General features: G+C 58.5%; 23 protein-coding genes, 1 other RNA gene and 1 pseudogene. 16 read left to right on the top strand and 9 right to left on the bottom strand.

From position 1 onward, the window contains the following. The 8 genes from M6F29_RS04895 to flgB are packed head-to-tail and all read right to left on the bottom strand — an operon-like array spanning position 1 to position 6,248. Positions 1–1,113, bottom strand: a complete 1,113-nt coding sequence (locus M6F29_RS04895; protein ID WP_297497049.1) for a flagellar basal body P-ring protein FlgI — start codon at positions 1,111–1,113, stop codon at positions 1–3. Positions 1,114–1,120: 7 nt separating this feature from the next. Then, positions 1,121–1,807 carry a flagellar basal body L-ring protein FlgH gene (locus M6F29_RS04890; RefSeq protein WP_297497052.1) on the bottom strand — a complete coding sequence of 229 codons (687 nt, stop codon included), beginning with the start codon at positions 1,805–1,807 and terminating at the stop codon, positions 1,121–1,123. Positions 1,808–1,813: 6 nt separating this feature from the next. Continuing rightward, on the bottom strand, positions 1,814–2,599 hold the full coding sequence (gene flgG, locus M6F29_RS04885) for a flagellar basal-body rod protein FlgG (protein ID WP_297456409.1): 786 nt from the start codon (positions 2,597–2,599) through the stop codon (positions 1,814–1,816). 15 nt (positions 2,600–2,614) lie between these two features. After that, complete coding sequence (locus M6F29_RS04880; protein ID WP_297477820.1) at positions 2,615–3,376, bottom strand: flagellar basal-body rod protein FlgF; 762 nt, start codon at positions 3,374–3,376, stop codon at positions 2,615–2,617. A 16-nt stretch (positions 3,377–3,392) separates the two neighbouring features. Next, positions 3,393–4,661 carry a flagellar hook protein FlgE gene (gene flgE / locus M6F29_RS04875; RefSeq protein WP_298157767.1) on the bottom strand — a complete coding sequence of 423 codons (1,269 nt, stop codon included), beginning with the start codon at positions 4,659–4,661 and terminating at the stop codon, positions 3,393–3,395. A gap of 27 nt (positions 4,662–4,688) precedes the next feature. Next, positions 4,689–5,417 carry a flagellar hook assembly protein FlgD gene (locus M6F29_RS04870; protein WP_298157766.1) on the bottom strand — a complete coding sequence of 243 codons (729 nt, stop codon included), beginning with the start codon at positions 5,415–5,417 and terminating at the stop codon, positions 4,689–4,691. A gap of 10 nt (positions 5,418–5,427) precedes the next feature. Then, positions 5,428–5,832: a flagellar basal body rod protein FlgC gene (flgC, locus tag M6F29_RS04865; protein WP_297456402.1), complete on the bottom strand. Its 405-nt coding sequence runs from the start codon at positions 5,830–5,832 to the stop codon at positions 5,428–5,430. An 11-nt stretch (positions 5,833–5,843) separates the two neighbouring features. Further along, the gene (flgB, locus tag M6F29_RS04860; protein WP_298157765.1) at positions 5,844–6,248 is read right to left on the bottom strand and encodes a flagellar basal body rod protein FlgB; all 405 of its coding nucleotides are present in this window, start codon (positions 6,246–6,248) and stop codon (positions 5,844–5,846) included. A gap of 129 nt (positions 6,249–6,377) precedes the next feature. Here flgB and flgA point away from each other — a divergent pair, with 129 nt between their 5' ends. The 16 genes and pseudogenes from flgA to rnpB all read left to right on the top strand — a co-directional run bounded on the left by flgA (position 6,378) and on the right by rnpB (position 22,089). Continuing rightward, the gene (gene flgA / locus M6F29_RS04855; protein ID WP_298157764.1) at positions 6,378–7,070 is read left to right on the top strand and encodes a flagellar basal body P-ring formation chaperone FlgA; all 693 of its coding nucleotides are present in this window, start codon (positions 6,378–6,380) and stop codon (positions 7,068–7,070) included. Between the two features lie 127 nt (positions 7,071–7,197). After that, complete coding sequence (locus M6F29_RS04850; protein ID WP_297497067.1) at positions 7,198–8,040, top strand: HDOD domain-containing protein; 843 nt, start codon at positions 7,198–7,200, stop codon at positions 8,038–8,040. Continuing rightward, positions 8,037–9,494: a pyridoxal phosphate-dependent decarboxylase family protein gene (locus M6F29_RS04845; RefSeq protein ID WP_298157763.1), complete on the top strand. Its 1,458-nt coding sequence runs from the start codon at positions 8,037–8,039 to the stop codon at positions 9,492–9,494. Before M6F29_RS04850 ends, M6F29_RS04845 begins: the two co-directional genes overlap by 4 nt. Further along, positions 9,491–10,717 (top strand): ATP-grasp domain-containing protein, encoded by a 1,227-nt coding sequence (locus tag M6F29_RS04840; RefSeq protein WP_298157762.1) that lies wholly within the window; start codon positions 9,491–9,493, stop codon positions 10,715–10,717. Before M6F29_RS04845 ends, M6F29_RS04840 begins: the two co-directional genes overlap by 4 nt. Then, positions 10,714–12,060 (top strand): hypothetical protein, encoded by a 1,347-nt coding sequence (locus M6F29_RS04835; protein WP_298157761.1) that lies wholly within the window; start codon positions 10,714–10,716, stop codon positions 12,058–12,060. Before M6F29_RS04840 ends, M6F29_RS04835 begins: the two co-directional genes overlap by 4 nt. Before the next feature lie 131 nt (positions 12,061–12,191). After that, positions 12,192–13,427: a diguanylate cyclase domain-containing protein gene (locus tag M6F29_RS04830; RefSeq protein WP_297497442.1), complete on the top strand. Its 1,236-nt coding sequence runs from the start codon at positions 12,192–12,194 to the stop codon at positions 13,425–13,427. Continuing rightward, positions 13,427–14,128, top strand: coding sequence for a 7-cyano-7-deazaguanine synthase QueC (gene queC / locus M6F29_RS04825; RefSeq protein WP_298157760.1), 702 nt, complete (start codon positions 13,427–13,429; stop codon positions 14,126–14,128). The genes M6F29_RS04830 and queC overlap by 1 nt, the downstream gene beginning before the upstream one ends. Next, on the top strand, positions 14,125–15,168 hold the full coding sequence (locus tag M6F29_RS04820; RefSeq protein WP_298157759.1) for a 6-pyruvoyl trahydropterin synthase family protein: 1,044 nt from the start codon (positions 14,125–14,127) through the stop codon (positions 15,166–15,168). The genes queC and M6F29_RS04820 overlap by 4 nt, the downstream gene beginning before the upstream one ends. Positions 15,169–15,171: 3 nt before the next feature. Next, complete coding sequence (gene queE / locus M6F29_RS04815) at positions 15,172–15,819, top strand: 7-carboxy-7-deazaguanine synthase (protein WP_298157758.1); 648 nt, start codon at positions 15,172–15,174, stop codon at positions 15,817–15,819. Positions 15,820–15,856: 37 nt separating this feature from the next. Further along, positions 15,857–16,333 (top strand): RNA pyrophosphohydrolase, encoded by a 477-nt coding sequence (locus tag M6F29_RS04810; RefSeq protein WP_298157757.1) that lies wholly within the window; start codon positions 15,857–15,859, stop codon positions 16,331–16,333. A gap of 88 nt (positions 16,334–16,421) precedes the next feature. Continuing rightward, entirely contained in the window at positions 16,422–16,841 is a 420-nt protein-coding gene (locus tag M6F29_RS04805) for a rubrerythrin family protein (RefSeq protein ID WP_298157756.1), read from the top strand. 16 nt (positions 16,842–16,857) lie between these two features. Next, on the top strand, positions 16,858–18,189 hold the full coding sequence (locus M6F29_RS04800; protein ID WP_298157755.1) for a heterodisulfide reductase-related iron-sulfur binding cluster: 1,332 nt from the start codon (positions 16,858–16,860) through the stop codon (positions 18,187–18,189). Between the two features lies 1 nt (position 18,190). Continuing rightward, positions 18,191–18,775, top strand: coding sequence for a DUF3501 family protein (locus tag M6F29_RS04795; RefSeq protein WP_297454162.1), 585 nt, complete (start codon positions 18,191–18,193; stop codon positions 18,773–18,775). Positions 18,776–18,853: 78 nt separating this feature from the next. Next, positions 18,854–20,683 carry a glutamine--fructose-6-phosphate transaminase (isomerizing) gene (gene glmS / locus M6F29_RS04790; protein ID WP_298157754.1) on the top strand — a complete coding sequence of 610 codons (1,830 nt, stop codon included), beginning with the start codon at positions 18,854–18,856 and terminating at the stop codon, positions 20,681–20,683. Then, positions 20,680–21,711: pseudogene (gene pyrC, locus M6F29_RS04785) on the top strand (dihydroorotase); the annotation flags it as partial. The gene glmS and the pseudogene pyrC, both read left to right, overlap by 4 nt. Positions 21,712–21,736: 25 nt before the next feature. Continuing rightward, an RNA gene (rnpB, locus tag M6F29_RS04780) (RNase P RNA component class A) lies at positions 21,737–22,089 on the top strand. A 49-nt stretch (positions 22,090–22,138) separates the two neighbouring features. Here rnpB and M6F29_RS12525 read toward each other — a convergent pair. Then, positions 22,139–22,478 (bottom strand): transposase (locus M6F29_RS12525; RefSeq protein ID WP_524537705.1); only part of this gene is annotated, 340 nt, incomplete at its 5' end.

The following is a 22,478-nucleotide window of genomic DNA, read 5'->3' as shown; positions in this document are numbered from 1 at the left end:
TCAAATGATCTCCAGGTCGGCGTGCAATGCGCCCGCCGCTTTCATGGATTGAAGGATGGATAACAGGTCTTCCGGTTTGGCGCCCAGGGTATTCAGTGCCCGGATGACTTCGTTGAGGGAAACTCCTTTTTTGAGCAGGATCAGTGCGCCCTTGTCTTCCTTGACATTGACGGCGGCCTGCCCGGTTTGTACAGTATTCCCGTTGGATAACGGATTGGGCTGGCTGACCTGGTTGAGCGCGCTGATGATGACGGTGAGATTGCCGTGCGCCACGGCGCACTCCTCCAGAGTAACGTTCTGGTTCATCACCACGGAACCGTTGCGGGCATTGATGATGACCTTGGCTTCTTCTACCCCCGCATCCACCTGAAGGTTTTCCAGACGGGACATGAACTGAACCCGGGCCGTGCCACCTGGTGCCCGAACCTGAAGGGTTCGTCCATCGAGAGCAGCGGCGATGGGCTGGCCCAAGGCCAGTTGTTGGTTGATGATATCCGCCATTTGGGTGGCGGTGGTGAAATCCATTTCATTCAGTTCGAGCGTGATGTAGTCCCCCTGGGAAAAGGGAGAATTGACCAGACGCTCGACGGTGGCTCCGCTGGGAATGAGACCGACGCTCTGGTGATTGACCAGTACCTTGGATCCCTTGGCTCCTCCACCCACGCCGCCGACCAACAGGTTCCCCTGTGCCATGGCGTATACCTGCCCATCGGCGCCCTTGAGTGGCGTCATCAGCAGGGTCCCACCCAGCAGGCTGTTGGCGTTTCCAACGGAGGAGACGGTGACATCGATGGTTTGGCCGGGACGGGAAAAAGGAGGCAGGTCGGCAGTCACCATTACCGCCGCCACATTCTTGAGCATAGTCTGGAGAACACTGGCGGGGGGGGTGTTGATCCCCATCCGGGTCAGCATGTTGAGGAAACTCTGGACGGTGAAGGGGGTCAGGATGGTCATGTCGCCGGTCCCATCCAGACCGACGACCAGCCCATAACCGATCAACTGGTTATGCCGGACTCCCTGGATGGTGGCGAGGTCCTTGATACGCCGGGCTTCGGCGCCCAGGGAGAAAACCAGCAACGCGTTGATCAGGAGGAAGGTCAGGAGAGCGCGCATGGCGTATTCAGAACGGTACGGAGGACAGGAAAAAGTGTCCGAGCATGCTTTTGATCGCAGCGCTGTCGATGTTGGTATTGCCTCCTCTGTATTCGATCTGGGCGTCGGCCACCTGGGTGGAGGGAATGGTGTTGTTGTATTGGACGTAAACCGGGTTGATGACCCCGGAAATCCGGATGTACTGATCGGTTTGGTTGACGGTGACCAATTTTTCTCCACTGACCTTCAGGTTGCCATTCGGAAGCACTTCGATGACGGTGGCGGTGATGGAACCAGACAGGAAGTTGTTGCCGTTATTGTTGTTGGTATTGGTCAACTTGTTGGAGGAGGAACTGTTCGAGGTAATTCCGTCCAGCATGTGTTGGCCGGTCACCGCGCCGACGATGGCGGGGGTGGTCGAGGTGATGGATCCGGCATGAATCAGGGAATTGCCATCAGCTTCCGTGGCATTGGAACTTTCCTGAAGCAGGATCTGAATGGTGTCTCCCAGATTGCGGGCCCGTACATCTTCAAAGAGCGGGTGCTGGCCATAGCCGACCTGATAAATCCCGCCCGTATCCGGGGGGATGGTTTTGTACAGGTCGAGCGGACGCGCCGTCAGCGGATTGGTGATATGGGTGGACGGCGTGGCCGTGCAGCCACCCAGGACCAAAAGAAAGAAAAGGGCAGAGCATTTCTGGAAACGGGGGCACATGATGGCCTATCTCATGGTCGCCAATGTCTGCAGCATCTGCCCTGAGGCCTGGACTGCCTGGGAATTGATTTCATACGCGCGCTGGGTCTCGATCATGTTGACCAGTTCTTCCACCACGCTGACATTGGAAGTCTCGACATACCCCTGATTCAGTGTCCCTGCGCCATTCAGACCGGGCGCGCTCAAGTTGGGCGTGCCGGAAGATTGGGTTTCCAGATACAGGTTTCCCCCCATGCTCTGAAGGTTGGTGGAATTCATGAAGGTGGCCAACTGGAGACTGCCGACCTGGAGGGGATTGACAATCCCGGCCTGGGTGACGGAGACCGTTCCATCACTCCCAATGGTAATGCTGGTGGAATTGAGGGGGATCGTGACGGCGGGTTGGACCTGATAGCCCGCCGCAGTGACCAGATTGCCCTGATTGTCGGTCTGAAAGGAGCCGTCTCGGGTATAGGCGATGGTCCCGTTGGGTAACAGGACCTGAAAGAACCCGTTCCCGTTGATGGCGATATCCAGAGCGTTTCCAGTTTGCTGGAGATTCCCTTGAGTCATGATGCGTTCGGCGGCCAGAGGTTGCACCCCGGTGCCGAGTTGCATGCCGGAGGGGTACATGGTGATCTGTGAAGATTGGGCACCGGGCTGGTAGATGGTCTGGTAGAGCAGGTCTTCGAATACCGCCCGAGATTTCTTGAATCCGTTGGTTCCCACGTTGGCCAGATTGTTGGAGATGACATCCATCTGGGTTTGCTGGGCCTCGAGTCCGGTTTTTGAAATCCATAGAGAACGTTGCATGATTGAATATCTCCCTTAGCGGAGTGAGGACAGGATCTGGGTGGCGAGCTGGTCGTTGGATTGGGCGGTCTGGAGCATTTGCATGTGCATTTCAAATTGTTTCGAGATGGAAATGATGTCGACCATGGCGGAAATGGCGTTGACGTTACTGCTCTCCAGGGTTTCCGGCGAGAGGGTGACGGTGGTGCTGGGAGGAACCGGTTTGCGGTCACGGGTGCGGAACAGCCCGTCTTCTCCGCGATATAACTGGTCTTCGGAGGGATCGACCAGCCTCAACTTGCCCACGGTCGTACTGGGCATGGGTGGAATGCCGCCGGGAACTGTGGAGATGGTCCCGTCCGGTCCGATGGTCACCTGAGTGTCGGGGGGGATGTCGATCTGATCCCGCGCCACCAGTTCCCCATTGTCATCGATGACGGGGTAGCCGGTATTGGTTTGCAGAATTCCGTCCGTGGAGACCTGCAGGTTTCCATTCCGTGTATAAGCCTCTGTATTGTCTGGCAGGAGAACGGCAATCCAGCCCTTGCCATTGATTCCGACATCGAGGCTTCTGCCGGTATGGGTGAGCGTGGCGGGGGTGAGATCGTAGCCGGACAAGCCGTTGACGACGAAGGTGCGGGTAGGCAGCCCCTCGCCCACGAGCGGGATGGCGCGAAAACTGTCGATGGCGCTGCGGTAACCGGTCGTATTGTTGTTGGCCAGATTGTTGGAAATGGTGGCCTGGCGCTCCAGGATATGGGAAGCGCCGGTCATGGCAGTATAGATGAGACGGTCCATGGCGTGTCTCCCGTGCCTATCTCAGGTTGATCAGGGTCTGTGTGATCTGATCCTCGGTCTTGATGGTCTGCGCGTTGGCCTGGTAGTTGCGCTGGGCCGTGATCATGTCGACCAGTTGAGAGGTGAGATTGACGTTTGAACCCTCCACGGCACCGGATTGAATGGCCCCCAGATTTCCGCTTCCCGGCGCGCCGACCAGGGCAGATCCCGAGTTGAAGGTTTCCACCCACTGGTTGTTTCCCTGGGACTGAAGACCTTGCGGATCGGCAAAGTTGGCCAGAGCGACCTGCCCCAGATTTTTCGATTGGCCATTGGAATAATTACCCTGGATGATTCCGGTCGAACTGGTGGAAAATCCGCTGAGTTGTCCCGAAGTGTAGCCATTTTGCACCAACTGGTTGACGGAGAAGGGAGAACCGTACTGGGTCGAATTGGCAAAACCCAGCGTGATGGCCTGAGGCGTGGTCGCGCCATTGGTGAAAGGCAGGGAAACGGCGATTTGTCCCAGCTGCAGGGGGGGGGCGGCGGGCGGACTGACCAGGGCGCCACTGGAATTGAAGCCCAGCGTGCCGATCGGGGTGGGCGATGCAGGAGGGACGACGGCGGGTACGGACGTTCCATCGACGGTCAGATAGGTATCCCAGGAAGCGGTGGCTGGTGGGGGTTTCAGGACGAAATACAAGGTGGCGATATGACTGTTGCCCAGACTGTCATAGACCGTGACGGAGGTCGAATTGTTGAAGGTCGTGGGGTCGGTGGGGTTGAAGGGGGTGGTGGTGGGGACCGTGGAACTGGAGTCGAGATTGACGCCTACCGTGCCTTGACTCGTGGGGGTTGGGGCCAGATTGGCGGTGGGGATCTGGATGGGGGTCGGAGTAGCCGCCACGATGGTTCCATTGGCGGTGGCCGGATACCCGGTGACCTGACTGCCGCTGGCATCAACCAGATACCCGTTTTTATCCAGTTGAAACTGGCCGTTGCGGGTGAAGGTGATGTTTCCGTTGTTGTTCATGCGAAAAAAACCCTGACCGTTGATCGCCATATCCAGGGAATTTCCTGTGGACTGAATATTGCCCTGAGTGAAACTTTGGGAAACTCTGGAGATCTGGGTTCCAATCCCGACGGGGGCACTGCTTGCGCTGCTGAAAGCCGAGGCGATGAGGTCGGAAAACTGGGTGTTGGAAGATTTGAATCCGACCGTACTGGCGTTGGCAATATTATTGCCAATCGTATTCAATTGGCTGGCAGAGGCATCCAGCCCACTGAGTCCTTGTTGAAAAGCCATGGTGGTTGCTCCTTGGAGGTAATGAGGTTACTGGATGTAGGCGACGGATGAAAGGTTGAAACTACCCAGGGTGCCCAGGTCCAGGGAGGCGCCCTGACTGCCCATGGTGACCGAATTCACCTTCCCGGAAGAAAGGGGGGTGGCGGTGACGGAAGCGCCTCCCTGGGTGGCGCTGGCGACTATCTGATAACTTCCCGAGGGGACTTGGGCGCCGGTTTTGTCCAATCCGTTCCAGGTGATGGGTACGACCCCCGCCGGTTGGGCGCCTAGATTGAGGGTATTCAGGACGGTTCCTGCACTGTCTTTGATGGTCACGGTCAGGTTGCTGACGGCTTGAGGAAGCGTTACGCCCGCATTGGCGGGACTGCCTGACGTGAGCTGGAGGGTATTGCCTGGAACCAGTACGGTATGCCCGATCAGGCTGGTGGCAGCAGCCATGGATTGGCTTCCGGAGAGGCTGGTGTTGAGCGCAGTCAGGGTTTTGTTCAACTGGCTGATGCCGCTGACCGTGCTGATCTGGGCCAGTTGGGAAGTCATCTGACCACTGTCCATGGGGTTCATGGGGTTCTGGTTCTGTAACTGGGTGATCAGCAGGGTCATGAAATTGTTCTGCATGGCCGTTGCGCTCGTGTTGGTCACGCCGGACAGCCCGTTGCCGAGGATCTGGCTGGGGGAAGTCGAACCGGAACTTCCCAGGGAACTGTTGGATTGGTTCAGTTGGGTGATCAGTGCGCTGGTGGGGTTGACGGTGGTCATGGCGGGGCTCCTATGGACCAAGAGTGAGTGTTTTGAGTAACAACGTATTCGAAGTGTTCAGAACTTCCACGTTGTTCTGGTAAGACCGCGAAGAGGAAATCATGTTCACCATTTCTTCCACGACATTGACATTGGGCATCGTGACGAAACCCTGAGGGTCCGCCAGGGGATTGCCCGGGTCATACATTTTTTTCATGGGAGAGGGGTCGTTGATGACCTGGTCCACCTGTACGGCAGTGCCCCCCTGATGGTTCAGGGGAATGGCCTTGAAAATGACCTGCTTGGCGTGGTAGGGCTGACCATCGGCGCCTGTCGCACTGTCCGCATTGGCAAGATTGCTGGCTACTGCATTGAGGCGTTCCGACTGGGCCGTCAGCGCGGAACTGGAAATGCTCAGGACATCGAAGAGGGACATGGTCATCTACCTCAATTCAGAACGCTCAGGATATCCCGGATCTGCTGGGTTCCAAACCGGAGGCTGGCCTGGTAGCGCACGGCGCTCTCGGAATACTGGGCGCGTTCGACATCCAGGTTGACGGTGTTTCCGTCCGCGCTGGGCTGGATCGTGCTGCGGTACAGAAGCGGCGAACCTGCTGCGTTTTCTCCTGCGCTGGTCCCCAGATGAGCGGAGGAAGGTGTGTTCAGGGACAGAGGTGGGGACTTTCCCTGCTGCAGGGCGGTGGCCAGCGCTTCCCGGAAATCGATGTCACGGGCAAGGTAACCGGGGGTATCCGCATTGGCAATGTTCGATGCGATCAACTCCTGGCGCGCTTCCTGTACGTGCAGGGCGCTTTGCTGAAATTGCAACGTGCGGTCGAGGGCGGTAGCCATCACGAGTTTCCTGTCCCATAATATGCCAAGGATTTCCAGTGATCATGGTATTCCTTCGGGAATATCGGTCAAGGGGAGATTAAAAGGAGGTTATGCCCCTTTTTCATGGTTTCAAGGGCGGGAGGCGCGATGGCAAAATGGGTGAGGATGGGGTTGCTGAGCCTCGTTCTGGTGACCGGGCAGGGCTGGGCAGACGCCGGGGAAGCACTGGTGGTGGCCATACGGCACTTTGTCGAAGGTCAGTGGGCGGGAGATCAGGGGGAACTTTCCGTGGTGGTGGAACATCCCGCCTACGGCCAATGGCCGGAACGCTGCCTTTCTCCTCAGGTCTCTCTTCCACCCGGAGTACGGCCGGAGGGACGTTTCATGGTGGCTGTGCGTTGTGCCGATGAAACCGATGGCAGTGTGTGGAGTCGGATGATTCCCGTGCGCGTGACGCTGACCGCCGATTATTATGTGGCTCGTCACCCGCTGATGCGGGATACCCCCTTGAACGAGACGGATTTTGACATCCGGCATGGGGTCCTGGATCATTCGGGGGTGGTGACCCGACAGACTCCCTTGGCGGGCAAGGTGTTGCGCCAGGGACTGAACGCAGGACAGGTGTTGAGGGCAGACATGATGCGTGAAGCCTATGCCGTCCAGCAAGGGCAGACGGTTCAGGTCCAGGTGGTAGGGAACGGTTTCAAGATCAGTACGGATGGGCAGGCACTGAACAATGCGGCGTTGGGCCAGAATGTGCAGGTGCGTACGGCCACCGGAAAAATGCTCAGCGGATCTGCACAGGAAAATGGCACGGTTCTCGTGAATCCGGGAAACTGATCGAAAGGATGAGCTGTGCCCGTGTTTTTCGTGCGCCGTTCGTGACGGCGAATATTTTCGGATAGTATGGCGTGGTTTGAAAGGTCTTGAGGGTTTGCGTCTGCGACACGGTTCGGAGGGTACGAAAATGACCGAGGAATTCAGAACATTATCCCAGTGGGTCTCTTTTCTGGAAACTGCCACTCTGCCCGTATTCCGGAACAGCCTGGCAGATCTGGAGATGCTGCGCCTCGACGAGGAGCAACTTTCGGTACTGACCGTGGCGCGCGTCGTATTGCGCGATCCCATCCTGACGGCCCATGTGTTGCGCTATCTTCAGAATCATCGGTCCCGCCATCAGGAAACCGAGATCATCGAGGTGGAACAGGCGCTCCTGGTGCTGGGTCTGGACGCCTTTTACCAAAAGGTCATGGGGGGATTGGGGGTCGTCGAGGATCGATTGAGCGAGCATCCCGCAGCGCTGACCAATCTGCAGCGCGTGGGAAGGCGCGCCGAACGGGCGGCAGATTATGCGCGGGAGTGGGCCATCCGTCTCAACGACCGACGCTTTGGTGAGGTATATATGGCCGCATTGCTGCACGATCTGGCGGAAATGTTGCTGTGGGTCTTTGCGCCCCTTCAGTTGCTCAAAATTCGCGAGGCCCAGCAGATGGATAACACCTTGCGCAGTCAGGATGTCCAGGAGGAAGTGCTGGGATTCACCGTGCGTGCGTTGCAGCATGAACTGGTGATCCGGTGGGGACTGCCTCACCTGCTGATCATGCTGATGGAAGATGCGCATGCGACCTCATCCAGGGTGCGCAATGTGACCCTGGCGGTCAATCTGGCCCGTCATTCCGATAACGGGTGGGATGATGCGGCCTTGCCTGACGATTACAACGAGATTGGCCAACTGTTGCGCATGACGCCCCTGGACGTACGGCGCTGGGTGGTCCCGCATGAAACGGAAAGATTTCGCCGGTCGTTATGACGGAATCCTCCCTGTCAAGCCTGGATCCCGAGGACTGGGAAAGTGAACGGCACCAGGCTCATGCCATGCTCGATGACCTTCTCGACTACCTGCGGAATCTGCCGGAACGGCCGGTATGGCAGCCCATTCCGGCTGCGGTGCGCCATTCTTTCCAGGAGGATTCACCCGGTGCGGGGCAGCCTCTGAAGGAGATCCATCAACGGTTCATGAGGGATATCCTCCCCTATGCGGTAGGGAACGCACACCCCGGGTTCATGGGTTGGGTCCATGGGGGCGGGACGGTTGCGGGCCTGTTGGCCGAAATGCTGGCAGGGGGATTGAATGCCAATCTGGGCGGACGTGACCAGATTCCCGTGGCGGTGGAACAACAAATCCTGCGCTGGGCGCGGACCTGGTTTCGCTTTCCTGAGACGGCCCAGGGGATATTTACCACGGGAACCTCTCAGGGCACCCTGATGGCGCTGTGGGTGGCACGAGTCGCCCTGTGGGGTGAAAAGGTGCGTCAGGAGGGAGTGGGGGCGCATACCCTGACGGTCTACGCGGCACCTACGGTGCATGGTTGCCTGCACAAGGCACTGGATCTGAGTGGGTTGGGGAAAAAATCCCTGCATCTGGTCGACCTGGATGAATCCGGTCGGATGGATGTTTCAGCGCTCCAGGTTCAAATCGGGAAAGACCGTCAGGCAGGTTTGACCCCCTTCATGGTGGTGGGATCGGCCGGCACCGTGGATACCGGGGCGATCGATGACCTGGCAGCCCTTGCTGCCCTGTGCCGGACAGAGTCTCTGTGGTTTCATGTGGATGGGGCGTTGGGTGCGCTGGGCTGCTGGAGTGTCGAACTAGCCCCCCTGTTCCAGGGGATCGAGCAGGCGGATTCCCTGGCTTTCGATTTTCACAAGTGGGGGCAGGTACCCTATGATGCCGGGTTTCTTTTGATCCGCGAGGGTTCGTTGCAACGTCGGACTTTTTCTTCTCCCGCCCGTTATCTGGCTCGTGAAGAACGGGGAACGGCTGCGGGAGAGGATTGGCCCAGCGATCTGGGCCCGGATCTGTCGCGCGGGTTCCGCGCGCTCAAGACCTGGATGACCGTGCGTCGATACGGCACCGAGCGGTTGGGTGCGATGATGGCCCACACCTGTGCACTGGCCCGTTTCATGGCAGACAGGGTGAACAGGGAAGCCTCCCTCGAGTTGATGGCCCCCGTCACCCTTAATATCGTCTGCTTCCGATATCGTGCGGAATCCGCACGAGTGGACGCATTGAACGCACAAATTGCCATCGCCCTTCAGGAGTCCGGGATCGCCGTTCCTTCGACAACTCTGGTGCGTGGGCAGCGCGTCCTGCGGGTGGCACTGGTGAACCATCGAACCCGGGCGCGGGATCTGGAAGCCCTGATCTGTGCCGTGCTTCATTTGGGACAACGTTTTTCAACAGGGAGAATCCAATCGTCATGAGTCCAGTCACGTATCATGGTTTGGCACAGTTGATGACGCGCACCTATCATGGGGAAGACCTGACCGCGCTGGGGCAAGACCTGATTCAGCGCGCCTCTCGTCCGACTCATGAAGGTGGGCCGGAAGTTTTGCTGGATCTGTCCATTCTCCTGCATCTGCGGGGATTCCACGAAATGGCGCGGGACGTGCAGATGCAGGCGTTGCGCCAGCGGCAGACCTATGTATTGCCCGCTGCCCGGGCCCCTGCCCTGCGTTTATTGGCCTTGATGGTCCCCGGAGAGTTGAATGCCAATACGCCACTGGAATTCCTGGTGGAGGATTCGGACATCGAGTTACATCAGTTATTCATTTCTCCTGAACTGCTTTTCCCTTCGCAGATCCCGGAACACGACGTGGCCATGGTGGCCGTGGGGGAATCCGAACAGACGCTTCCCTTGCTTCACGCCTTGGCGCAGGCCCTGGTGCATTGGCCCCGACCCATACTCAATCATCCGGCGCGGATCGCCGGACTGACGCGGGATGGGGTGGCTCTGACCCTGGCGGGGATGCCGGGGGTTGTGGCGCCCATGGCGCAACGGGTCGAGAGAGGGACGCTGGAGGTTTGGGCGCGGGAAGAGCATGCCTTCGAACGGGAAAGGGCATGGGACTATCCGGTGATCGTACGCCCCATCGATTCTCACGCGGGCACGGGACTCATGAAGATCGACGGGAGGGAAGGCTGGCAGGATTACCTGGTCCAGAATGAGGCGGACGTATTTTTTGTTTCTCCCTTCGTGGATTACAGAAGTTCGGATGGTCTGTTCCGGAAATACCGGATTGCGTTGGTAAAAGGGGTCCCATTTGCCAGTCATCTGGCCATTTCCGACCATTGGATGATTCATTACCTGAATGGAGGGATGGAGGATTCCGCACAAAAACGGGCAGAAGAGGCGCACTTCATGGAATGCTTTGAATCCGGTTTTGCCCGACGTCAGGCCAACTCCCTGGCTCTGGTGAACCGTGCGCTGGGTCTGGACTACGTGGTACTGGATTGTGCCGAATTGCAGGATGGACGATTGCTGATTTTTGAAGCGGACAGCAGTGCCGTGGTCCACGGCATGGATCCCGTGGAACTCTTTCCCTACAAGCGGCCGGCCATACAGAAAGTATTCCAGGCCTTTCGCCAGATGCTCGAGGACGCCCGGCATGCTTCCCCAGGCTTGTCGAGTGCCGTTTCGGTTTGAGAAATAGGCAGTTCACCGACCAGCGCATTGCGCATTGGTTGGCAGAAGATGCTGATCTGCGTCTGCACCTCGACCCGGAGACGGGCGTCAACGCTTACGGGGTCCCCCCTTTTCCCCAGGAAGAGGTAGGGGAATGGGGTTCGGCCACGGCTTCTGCCGTGTCGCAGGCGAGTTTTCAGGTTTTGAGACAATGGGCGCCCATGGTGGCAGAGAACCCGGATCGGCGCCCGATTCAGGAAAACCTGGCTCGGGAATTGTTACAGGTCATGGGGCTCGATGCGGTTCACTATGGGGCGAACCTGTACTCCTCGGGAAGCAATGCGTTGAGCCGGGGGGGGCGACATGTGCTGGGACAGATGAAAAATCCCGTTCTGATCCTGTGTCAGGGCAGCGAGACCGGGAGCCGGGTCCCCGAAGCGCTGCGGGATGCCCTGGGTTGTACGATGGCCGAGGTCATCTCCCTGCCGGTTCGTACAGAGGGCGGGGACCTGATTCCTGCCGCGCTGCGGGATGACCTGTGCTGGACGCAGGCGGTTCACTGGCTGAAATCGGGCAGGCAGGTCCTGCTGGTGCTGACGGATGGAACCAAGACGGGGCAGGTGGTTCCGGGCGTGGACCGCACCCGGGAGATGGTTGCCCGTTACCCGGAGCAACTTCATGTGTTGGTGGATGCCTGCCAGTTACGCGTTGCCTGGTCGAGGGTGAAGGATTATCTGGACTGGGGTTGGCCGGTGGCCATCACCGGGTCGAAATTTGTCGGAGGCCCCCCCTTCTCGGGGGCATTGTTGTATCCCCGTGCCTGTTATCAGGACGTTGGGTGGGACGGGCCGGTTCTGGGGCTGGGTGCCCTGCTGCGCTGGGTTTCGGCCTTGACGGAAATGAAACGCTGGCATGTCGTTCCAAAGGAGGAGCTGGGCAGATATCTGGCACGCTTTCAGGCGGCGTTGGAACAACAGGTCGAAGGTTGGCCTGCGCTGACCCTGGAATCCATGCCGGGGCTGGAGCGGGGTAGTGACCCGGATTTGTGGGATGTGCGCCCCACCATCTTTCCCTTCGAACTTCGCGGGCCGACAGGACATCTCCTGGAACGGGGGGCTCTGGAGGTACTTTATCGGCGCTTGCCACAGGCCGGAGCCGGCGTGCGGGGACGTTGGGGTCAACCGGTGCGGCTGGGCGGGGGGGGCAGTCAGGGGCCTGAGCGTTGGGCTCTGCGTCTCTGTCTGGGCGCACGTCTCCTGATCCCCTGGTTGGAAACGCTTTCCGACGATTGTGTGACACAAACCCTGGATCGATGCTTGGAATTGCTCGATCGGACGGTGGTCGAGGCCGCACGTATCGGATAGGCAGGCCCCTGCGTCGATTCTGTGCACTCCAGTTGCTTGAGTGGTAGGACTACCCGAAAACTGGTTGAGAGAGCAAGGAATGTTTTACAATACCAGATACTTCCACGGTGTGCACTCAGGAGTGAACCAGCATGCACGTTCTCCTTGTCGATGATTCGCGCGCGACATCGCTGCCGATTCAGCGATTCATGGAACAGCAGGGTCACGAAGTGACCTATGTCCAGAATGGTCGCCTGGCCGTCGAGGCCTACCAGGCGCGGGTGCCCGATCTGGTGCTGATGGATGTGATCATGCCTGAAATGGATGGGGTAGAGGCCACCCGACGGATCAAGGCCATGACAGGGGCGCGCTGGGTTCCGGTGATGATCATGACCTCCCTGTCGGCCAAGGAAGAAATCGTGTCCACTCTGGATGCCGGCGCCGACGATTATCTCATCAAGCCCGTGGTGTTCGAAGTGCTGGAGGCGCGCATGCGCTGCATGCAGCGTATCGCCACCTTGCAGGACAGTCTTTTTGCCATTCTGGACAATGCCTTCGAAGCCATCATTACCACCGATGAGGCAGGTGTGGTGCAAAGTTATAACAAGTCGGCAGAAAAGATCTTTGGGTATCCTGCGACTCATATGGTGGGGGAAAAGGTGTCTCGTCTGATTCCAGAAGGAGGGGGAAGCATACCCCATCAATGGGGAGGGATCTCCACGGCACAGGGCGTGCAGAACGAACGGGTTCTGGGCTTGCGGATGTCGGGAGAGGTTTTTCCCATGAGGGTGGCTTTGACGGAAGTGAAACGTCAGCAAGGTAACCTGATCATCGGTATGGTTCGGGATGTCTCGGAAGAAGAAGCGGCGCGCCAACGCATCGATTTTCTGGCATTGCACGACTCCCTGACCGGTTTGCCCAACCGTCCCCATTTTCACGATGTTCACGGACGTCTGCACGGGCAGGGCCGGAGGTACAGCCTGTTTTTTCTGGACCTGGATGGGTTCAAGCCGATCAACGATACCCTGCACCACGAGGCGGGAGATCAGGCGCTGGTGATCGTGGCCGGGCGTTTGCGGGAGGTGGTCGGTAAAACAGGATTTGTGGCCCGTCTCGGGGGCGATGAATTTGTGGTTCTCTCCACGGCCGCCCTGGCCGAGGAAGAGTCCTTGAAGTTGGGAGCCCACTTGATCGAAGCGATTTCTCAACCCATGCTTCTGAATCGGCAGATTTGTCGTTTGGGGGCCAGCGTGGGAGCGGCATTGTTCCCGCTGCATGGCACGACCACCAATGAGTTGCTGCTGGTGGCAGACCGGGCCATGTATCAGGCCAAGCGTTCGGGCAAGGGAAAGACCTGTCTGGCCGAAGCGGTGCGGGCGTTCGTCTGATGTCAGAGCGAAACGCCGTCATTCTGTTGAGCGGGGGTCTGGATTCGGCTACCGTACTGGCGATGGCGCGCCAACAGAACTTTGGGGTGTACGCCATGAGTTTTGCCTACGGTCAACGTCACGTGCATGAACTGGCGTGCGCCCGGCGTCTCGCCCTTCAACCAGGGGTGATCGAGCATTCAGTGGTCAATATCGACCTGCGTGCGATCGGGGGGTCGGCCCTGACGAGCACACAGGCGGTCCCCAAGGATCGCGACCTCGATCAGGCGCATGCCATTCCGGTGACCTATGTGCCTGCCCGAAATACCATTTTCCTGTCCTTTGCGCTGGCGTGGGCCGAGGTGCTCGGGGTGTCGGACCTGTTCATCGGGGTCAATGCGCTGGACTACAGTGGTTACCCGGACTGTCGTCCGGAATATCTGAGCGCCTTTGAACGGATGGCCAATCTGGCGACTCGTCGGGCGGTCGAAGGAGCCCCGCTGACTCTCCATGCGCCGCTCCTGAATCTGACCAAGGCCGACATCATTCGGCAGGGCCTGGCCCTGGGCGTGGACTATGGTCTGACCACCAGTTGTTATGATCCGGGGCCGGTGGGGCAACCTTGCGGACATTGCGATGCCTGTCTGCTGCGGGCGCGCGGGTTTGCCCAGGTGGGGGTGACGGATCCTCTGGTGGTGCGCTACTCGGGGATCACGGCATGAAGGTTGGGGCGACCGAATCTGCAGGAGAACGCCATGATTGGCAGGCTCGTGGTTTCGAGGCTTCCCGACAGGTACCCGGGGCGGCGGACCCGCGTTTGCGAGGTCGTCACGGCCATAGTTTCCAGGTGGAGGTATGCCATCCGCTGCGTGATGAGAACCAAACCGGGCGATTGGGTGACCGGCTCGGCAACGTGGTGGAGCGATTGGATTATCAGGACCTCGATTTGCTTTTCTCCCAACGGCATGACGCGGAGATCTGGAATTGGATCGAAAAGCATCTGGATCTGGCTCCGGGCAGTCACGGATGTCTGGCCTCAGGCCCCCGGCAGGGGGTGGTGCGCGATGCGGCAGGACGGTTGCATGGGTGGATGCGTGATCGTTTCGAGTCGGCACATTTTCTGCCCAATGTGCCCGCCGGACATAAATGCGGGCGTCTGCACGGACACGGATTCGAGGTCGTGTTGTTTTTTCCCTGGGAGGAAGGTCAGTCCTTGCCACTGAGAGCCCAATGGGAGAAGTTGCATGCCCGTTTGCATGGACGGTGTCTGAATGAACTGGGCGGTCTGGACATTCCCACCTCTGAAATTCTGGCCAGCTGGATCTGGTCCCGCTTGCAAGAGGGGGGGCAGGTACTGACCCAGGTCACGGTGTATGAAACCGCTTCCAGTGGAAGTTCTTTTGATGGCACCCGTTACCGCATCTGGAAAGAACAAAGTTTCGACAGCGCCCTGCGTTCCCCCGAGGGGGTGTTGTGGGGGCATACCTATCGCCTGCGCCTGGGGCTTTCTGCCCCTCTGGATGAAATGATGGGCTGGACCCAGGATTTTGGCGAGGTCAAACGTCTGTTCGACCCCCTGTACCGTGAACTGGATCACCAACCGCTGCATGACAAGGTCCCGGCAGGAACCACCCTGGCTTTGCTCGACTGGATCGTGGCACGCACCCGCCCCCTGCTGCCCGCCCTGGACCGACTGGATCTGTATGATACCCCCGGTTCGGGAAAGGTCTGGACTTTGCCTGTTTTCGGCCCCCTTCGATAAGCCATGACGTACACTGTCAAGGAGATCTTTCTGACTCTTCAGGGGGAAGGTTGCCATACCGGGCGTTCGGCCGTTTTTTGCCGTTTTGCCGGTTGTAATTTGTGGAGTGGTCGCAGGGAGGATCGTGCACAGTCACGTTGCCGTTTTTGCGACACGGATTTTTTGGGGACGGATGGCGCAGGCGGGGGCAAGTTTGATTCTGCCCCGGCCTTGGCGGATGCGATCGAAGGCTGCTGGAAGGATGGAGTGGTGGTGGAGGACAGAACCCGGCGCTGGGTGGTATTGACGGGCGGAGAACCTTTGTTGCAGGTGGATGAAGGTTTGATAGGAGCGCTGCATGAACGGGGGTTCGGGGTGGCTGTGGAAACCAACGGAACGGTGCTGCCCCCCTCGGGGATCGACTGGATCTGTGTCAGTCCCAAGGGCAAAGAGCTCTTGCAAGTGCTTGCGGGGGATGAGTTGAAATTGGTGTACCCCCAGACAGATTGCCCGCCGGAACGGTTCGTGATGCTGGATTTCCGTCATTTTCTGCTGCAACCGCTGGATGAAGGGGGGGATCGTCGCCATGAACAGGCTGCGTTGTCTTACTGTCGTTCACATCCGCGTTGGCAACTTTCCCTGCAGACCCATAAATGGCTGGGCATCCCCTGATAGAATAGCGCTTTGAGATTTGCCAGTTGGGGGATGTATGATCGATCGGGAAGGTTACCGACCCAATGTCGGAATTATTCTATGCAATGAATACAATCAGGTTTTCTGGGCCAAACGGGTACGTCAGCAAGCCTGGCAATTCCCTCAGGGCGGGATTCAGGCCGGGGAAACACCCGAACAGGCCATGTATCGGGAGTTGGCCGAAGAAACGGGGCTGTTGCCCCAGCATGTCCGGATTCTGGGGCGTACCCGGGACTGGTTGCGTTACGACGTCCCCACCCAATGGTTGCGGCGAGACTGGCGGAGTCATTACCGGGGCCAGAAACAAATCTGGTTTTTGTTGCGCATGGTGGGCAGCGATTCGGATGTTTCCCTGGCGACCTCGGATCAGCCCGAATTCGATGACTGGTGCTGGAGTACCTACTGGATTCCCATGGAGAACGTGGTGGAGTTCAAGCGCGCAGTGTATCAGGCCGCCCTCGAGGAACTGGCTTCATTGCTCGAATTGACCTGAGAGGATTGACAAGCGTTCTGTACTGTCCTATAGTTTTCGAAGGTTTAGATTAATTCTAATTTTTAATTTTCACCAAAGGAGCAAGACCATGAAACTGGCAGGCACCCAAACCCATGAAAATCTGAAGGCGGCTTTTTCCGGAGAATCCCAGGCCAATCGGCGCTATCTGTATTTTGCGGCCAAGGCTGACATTGAAGGGCAAAATGATGTCGCGGCCGTTTTTCGTTCCACGGCCGAAGGCGAGACGGGGCATGCCCACGGTCATCTGGAGTATCTGGAGGTGGTGGGGGATCCCGCCACAGGATTGCCCATCGGCTCCAGTCGCCAGAATTTGAAAGCCGCCATCGAAGGGGAAACCCACGAGTACACAGACATGTACCCCGGCATGGCCAAAGTGGCCAGAGAGGAAGGATTCGACGAAATCGCCGACTGGTTTGAAACGCTGGCCAAGGCGGAACGTTCCCATGCCAACCGGTTCGGTCAGGCATTGAAGAATCTGGTGGACTGACCGGCAAGGAAGATCCATGACAGGCGAAGGCAATCTGGAAGCCCCCATTCGACATCCGATCCCCTGGAGGAGTGCGGATTTCTGGGACAGGGCGCAAGCCGAAGGGGAGATGACGCGCATCTTCGACATTTGTCAGGGGTGTCGCCGCTGCTTCAGTTTATGTCAGGCGTTCCCGTCACTGTTCGATGCCGTGGACGCTACGCCTTCGGGGAAGGTCGAGGAGGTTGCCAATAAAGTCTTGTGGGATGTGGTGGATCACTGTTATCTCTGTGACCTGTGCTACATGACCAAGTGTCCCTACACGCCCCCCCACCCCTTCAATCTGGATTTTCCTCATACCATGTTGCGGGCCAAGGCCATTCAGTTCCGCGCAGGCAAAACCAGGTGGCGCGACAAACTGTTGGCCAGTACGGATACCCTGGGCAAACTGGCGACGATCCCCATCGTGGTGGATGTGGTGAATGCAGTCAACCGACCCGGTTTCACCCGGACGGTGATGCATCACACCCTGGGGATTCACCGGGACCGACTTTTGCCTGTCTATGCTTCCCCACCGTTGCGCCGGCGGGTCGTTCCCAACCAAGGTTTCACGCCTCGCCCGGGCGTACACACACCGGGAAAAGTGGCGTTGTTCGCCACCTGTTACGCCAATTTCAATGAACCGGGAATTGGTCTGGACCTGCTGAAGGTTCTCGAGCACAACGAGATTCCTGTCCGCTGGGTGGCGCAGGAAAAGTGTTGCGGAATGCCTCGTCTCGAGTTAGGCGATCTGGACGGGGTCGAAGTTCTGAAGAATCAGAACATTCCCGCGCTGGATGCGCTGGCACAGGCCGGTTATGCCCTGCTGGCGCCCGTTCCTTCCTGCGTGCTGATGTTCAAGCAGGAATTGCCCCTGCTGTTTCCGGAGGATGAAGCGGTGGCACGGGTGGCCCGGGCTTTTTTTGATCCCTTCGAATATTTCATGGCCCGTCATGGGGAAGGATTGTGGAAGACGGATTATTTCCGGGAGTTGGGGCGGGTGTCCTACCATGTGCCCTGTCACTTGCGGGTGCAGAATATCGGGCTGCGTACCCGTGACCTCCTGCAGATGATTCCGGGGACTACGGTGACGACGGTGGAACGTTGCTCCGGCCATGATGGGACCTGGGGCGTCAAAGTGGAGTTTTTCGAGGACTCCATGAAAATCGGCAAACCGGTCTTCAACCGCATGAAAGAAGCCGAACCGGATGTGGTGGTTTCGGATTGTCCCATTGCGACCCGTCATATCGTCCAGGGGATGGGCGAGCCGGTGGCACAGGCGCATCCCCTGACATTACTGCGCCGTGCTTACGGATTACCGGAGGAATGACATGTCGCTGACCCGTGCCGATTTATGGTCGCTGGAAGCCTACGCCCAACAGCGTCCGGAGTTTCGGGCAAGGGTCATGGCCCACAAGAAACAGCGGACCGTCCATGTGGGGAAACATTTGACCCTGTTGTTTGAAGATCGTCTGACGGTTCAGTACCAGATACAGGAGATGCTGCGCATCGAAAAGATTTTTGAACCCGGAGCCATCCAGGAGGAACTGGCGTCCTACGTTCCCCTGATTCCTGATGGCGATAACTGGAAGGCTACCCTGCTGATCGAATATGCCGAAGTCCCGGTACGAAAGCGCATGTTGGAACGTCTCAAGGGGATCGAACGAGCCCTTTGGCTGCAGGTGGAGGGGTTCGAACCGGTGTTCCCTGTGGCGGATGAAGACATGGCGCGAGAAACCGCAGAAAAAACTTCGGCGGTTCATTTTCTGCGTTATACCCTTTCCCCTTCCCAGCGCGAGGCGGTACGCCGTGGGGCCGCGTTGACGGTGGGCGTGAATCACCCCGAGTACCCGGTGATTCGTTTTGTCCTGGAGGAATCCGTGCGCCATTCGCTCAGTTCCGACATCACCGCCTGATTTCAGGGAAGGGGGCAGTTGCCAGCGTGGCGCGATGCACCCATAATGCCCTGGATTCGTTAAAACGGGAGAAGGGTTATGTGTGGCATCGTGGGCGCGCTGGCGCATCGGGACGTCGTACCGATACTGATCGATGGACTCAACCGCCTGGAATATCGAGGCTATGATTCAGCGGGCGTGGCGGTGCTGGATTCGGGCCAATTGACGCGCGTGCGCAGTACGGGCCGGGTCAGCGAGTTGGCGCGGGAGGTGGCGGCGACGGGGCTGGCAGGTACTCTGGGCATTGCCCACACCCGCTGGGCCACTCACGGCGTTCCCAGCGTCCGGAATGCCCATCCCCACCAAAGTTGCGACGAGATGGTGGTCGTGCATAACGGCATCATAGAGAACCACGAACTTCTGCGCCAATTTCTGCAGGCGCAAGGTTATGTTTTCGAGTCCGATACCGATACGGAAGTGATCGCACACCTGGTGCATTTTCATGCGCGCCAAGAGCCCGACCTTGGACAGGCTTTCCGTGCCGCCCTCGGGCAACTGGAAGGGGCCTATTCCATTGCCCTGATTTCTCGCAGGCACCCCGATCTCTTGCTGGCCGCGCGCAAGGGAAGCCCTCTTTTGCTCGGTCTCGGCGAGGGAGAAACTTTTCTTGCCTCCGATGCTGCGGCCTTGATCGCTCATACCCGGCGCATGCTCTATCTGGAGGACGGAGATGTGGTGGAGATCACTCCCGCCGGTTATCGCGTGATGACTCTGCAGGGAGAACCGCTGAATCGTCAGGAACGCATCAGCCATCTTTCGCCTGAAACTGCCGAATTGGGTCTTTACGATCACTACATGCAAAAGGAGATTGCGGAACAACCCCGCGCCCTGACGGACACGCTGGAGCCGATTCTGGCTCGGGGCTTCACGCCCGATCTCTTTGGCGCGGGCGCCCAGGCCTGTTTTTCCGGTGTCCGGAATGTCCTGTTACTGGCCTGCGGCACCAGTTACCATGCCGCCCTGGTGACTGGTTACTGGGTGGAGGCCATTGCGCGCATGCCCTGTCGGGCGGAAATCGCCAGCGAGTATCGCTACCGGACCTCAGTGCCCGATCCGGCGACCCTGGTGATCACCATTTCCCAGTCGGGAGAAACGGCGGATACCCTGGCAGCCCTGAAACACGCCCAGTCTCTTGGAATGAACCATTCCCTGGCCATTTGCAACGTGCCGGAAAGTTCGTTGGTACGCCAGTCGACGTTGTCGTTCCTGACCCGTGCCGGGATGGAAATCGGGGTGGCTTCCACCAAAGCCTTCACGACACAACTGGTGGCGCTTTTTGCGCTCGCGGTGACCCTGGCCAAGGTGCGTCAGGTATTGACCGAAGAGGCTGAGGCGGCGTATCTGGACGCCTTGCGACGCTTGCCCAACAAAGTGCAGCATGTGCTGAATCTGGAACCCCAGTTGCGGCTCTGGGCCGAACGCTTCTGTCGCAAACAGCATGCTCTCTTTCTGGGCCGTGGGGCCCATTACCCCATAGCCCTGGAAGGCGCACTCAAACTCAAGGAAATTTCCTATATCCATGCCGAAGCCTACGCGGCGGGAGAACTCAAGCATGGACCGTTGGCCCTGGTGGATGGAGAAATGCCGGTGGTGGCCGTGGCGCCCAACGATGACTTGCTCGAGAAACTCAAGTCCAATCTGCAGGAGGTGCGCGCTCGAGGGGGGGAATTGTACGTTCTGGCAGACAATGACAGCCATTTCCCCCCCTCCGAGGGGATTCATGTGATCCGGCTTCCAGACCATGAAGGGGTCCTGAGTCCGGTGGTCCACGTGGTTCCCCTGCAATTGCTGGCCTACCATACCGCGTGCCTGCGCGGGGCCGATGTGGATAAACCCCGAAATCTGGCCAAGAGCGTGACGGTAGAATGAAGCCGGAAACGTTGACTCTGACCCGGCCCGACGACTGGCATCTGCATCTGCGCGATGGAGCGACATTGCGTGCGGTGGTTCCGCCCTCGGCGCGGGTATTTGGGCGCATCATGGCCATGCCCAACCTCAAGCCTCCAGTGACGACGGTGGGGCAGGCGCGCGCTTACCGCGAACGCATCCTGGCGGCTTTGCCGGAGGGTTCGGGGTGTACCCCGTTGCTTTCCCTGTATCTGACGGAGTCGACCACTCCGGATGAAGTGGAAGCTGCGCAGGCCTGCGGGTTCGTGGTGGGTTTCAAGTACTATCCGCAGGGAGCCACCACGCATTCGGACGCGGGTGTGCGCAACCTGATGCGCTGTGAAGGGGTATTGAAGGCGTTGGCAGAGACGGGGATGCCACTGCAGGTCCACGGCGAAGTGACCGACCCCGATGTGGATGTGTTTGATCGTGAGGCGGTATTCATCGAGCGTGAGTTGATCCCCCTGCTGGAACGTTTTCCGGATCTGCGCGTGGTTTTCGAGCACATCACCACGGGAGCTGCCGTGGATTTTGTCCGACAGGCGGGCGAGAGAGTGGCGGCAACGGTGACCCCCCAGCATTTGCTCTATAACCGGAATGCGCTCTTTCAGGGCGGAATTCGGCCCCATTACTACTGCCTGCCGGTACTCAAGCGGGAAGAACACCGCCAGGCATTATGCGCCATCGTGGCCAAGGGACATCCCCGGTTCTTTCTGGGCACCGACAGCGCACCTCATGCCCGGCAGAGCAAGGAAACGGCTTGCGGCTGTGCCGGCATTTACAGCGCGCCAGTGGCATTGCCTTTCTATGCGCAGGTGTTCGAGGCTCTGGGGGCATTGGACAAACTGGAAGGCTTCGCCAGTCATTTCGGGGCCGATTTTTACCGTGTTCCCCGTAACTCCGAAACAGTGACCCTGATCCGTCAACCCTGGACGGTACCGCTCCTTCAGGACGTCGAAGACCAAACCCTGGTTCCTCTGGGGGCGGGAGAAATTCTGGACTGGCAGGTGCTTCCCTCTGGTAGAATGAAGCGGGGAAGTGGATTGGACAGTCGCCGCGGGATTCATCCCGGGGAGGAAAGTCCGGGCTCCACAGAGCAGGATGCCGGCTAACGGCCGGAGGTCGCGAGGCCATGGAAAGTGATACAGAGACTTAGACCGCCCAAGCATCCGAAAGGATGACGGCAAGGGTGAAAAGGTGCGGTAAGAGCGCACCGCGGAGGCGGTAACGCTGACGGCAGGTCAAACCCCATCCGGAGCAAGACCAAATAGGGAAGCATTGGCGTGGCTCGCGCCGCTTCCGGGTAGGTTGCTGGAGCCGTCAGGTAACTGGCGGCCTAGAGGAATGACTGTCCCAGACAGAACCCGGCTTACAGATCGACTTCCCCACCTTTTTTTGAGGGCTATTTGCATAATAGGGCTGAAAACTGGAAATTAATCATTCGAGTTCCCCTCTCTCGGCCAAGTTATCCAAGGTTGGAATGAAACTTCCATAATTGCGTGATAGTTGCTTACCCCAGGTTGAAGCAGGTTGTTGTATGTCGGTTGCATTGCCGTCATGAGAGATCACTTTACCAGTTTGCATCGGAACTTTCGAGAACATCAGTTTTGCCCGAATGACTTCAAAACTGTAACCACGTCCCATTTCGTTCGCCGCTTTCATGACACCATTTGTTGCTTCGGCATAGCCGTTGGTGATCGGTGAATCAAAGTAATTGAAGATGTCCCGGGAATGTCGATCCACCGTGGCCGCAACTTGACCAAAACTTTGCTGAAAT

Source organism: Ferrovum sp., from assembly GCF_027317285.1.
GTDB lineage: Bacteria > Pseudomonadota > Gammaproteobacteria > Burkholderiales > Ferrovaceae > Ferrovum.
Note: the sequence above shows the minus strand (reverse complement) of the source record. Positions and strands in the feature narration are given on the sequence as shown.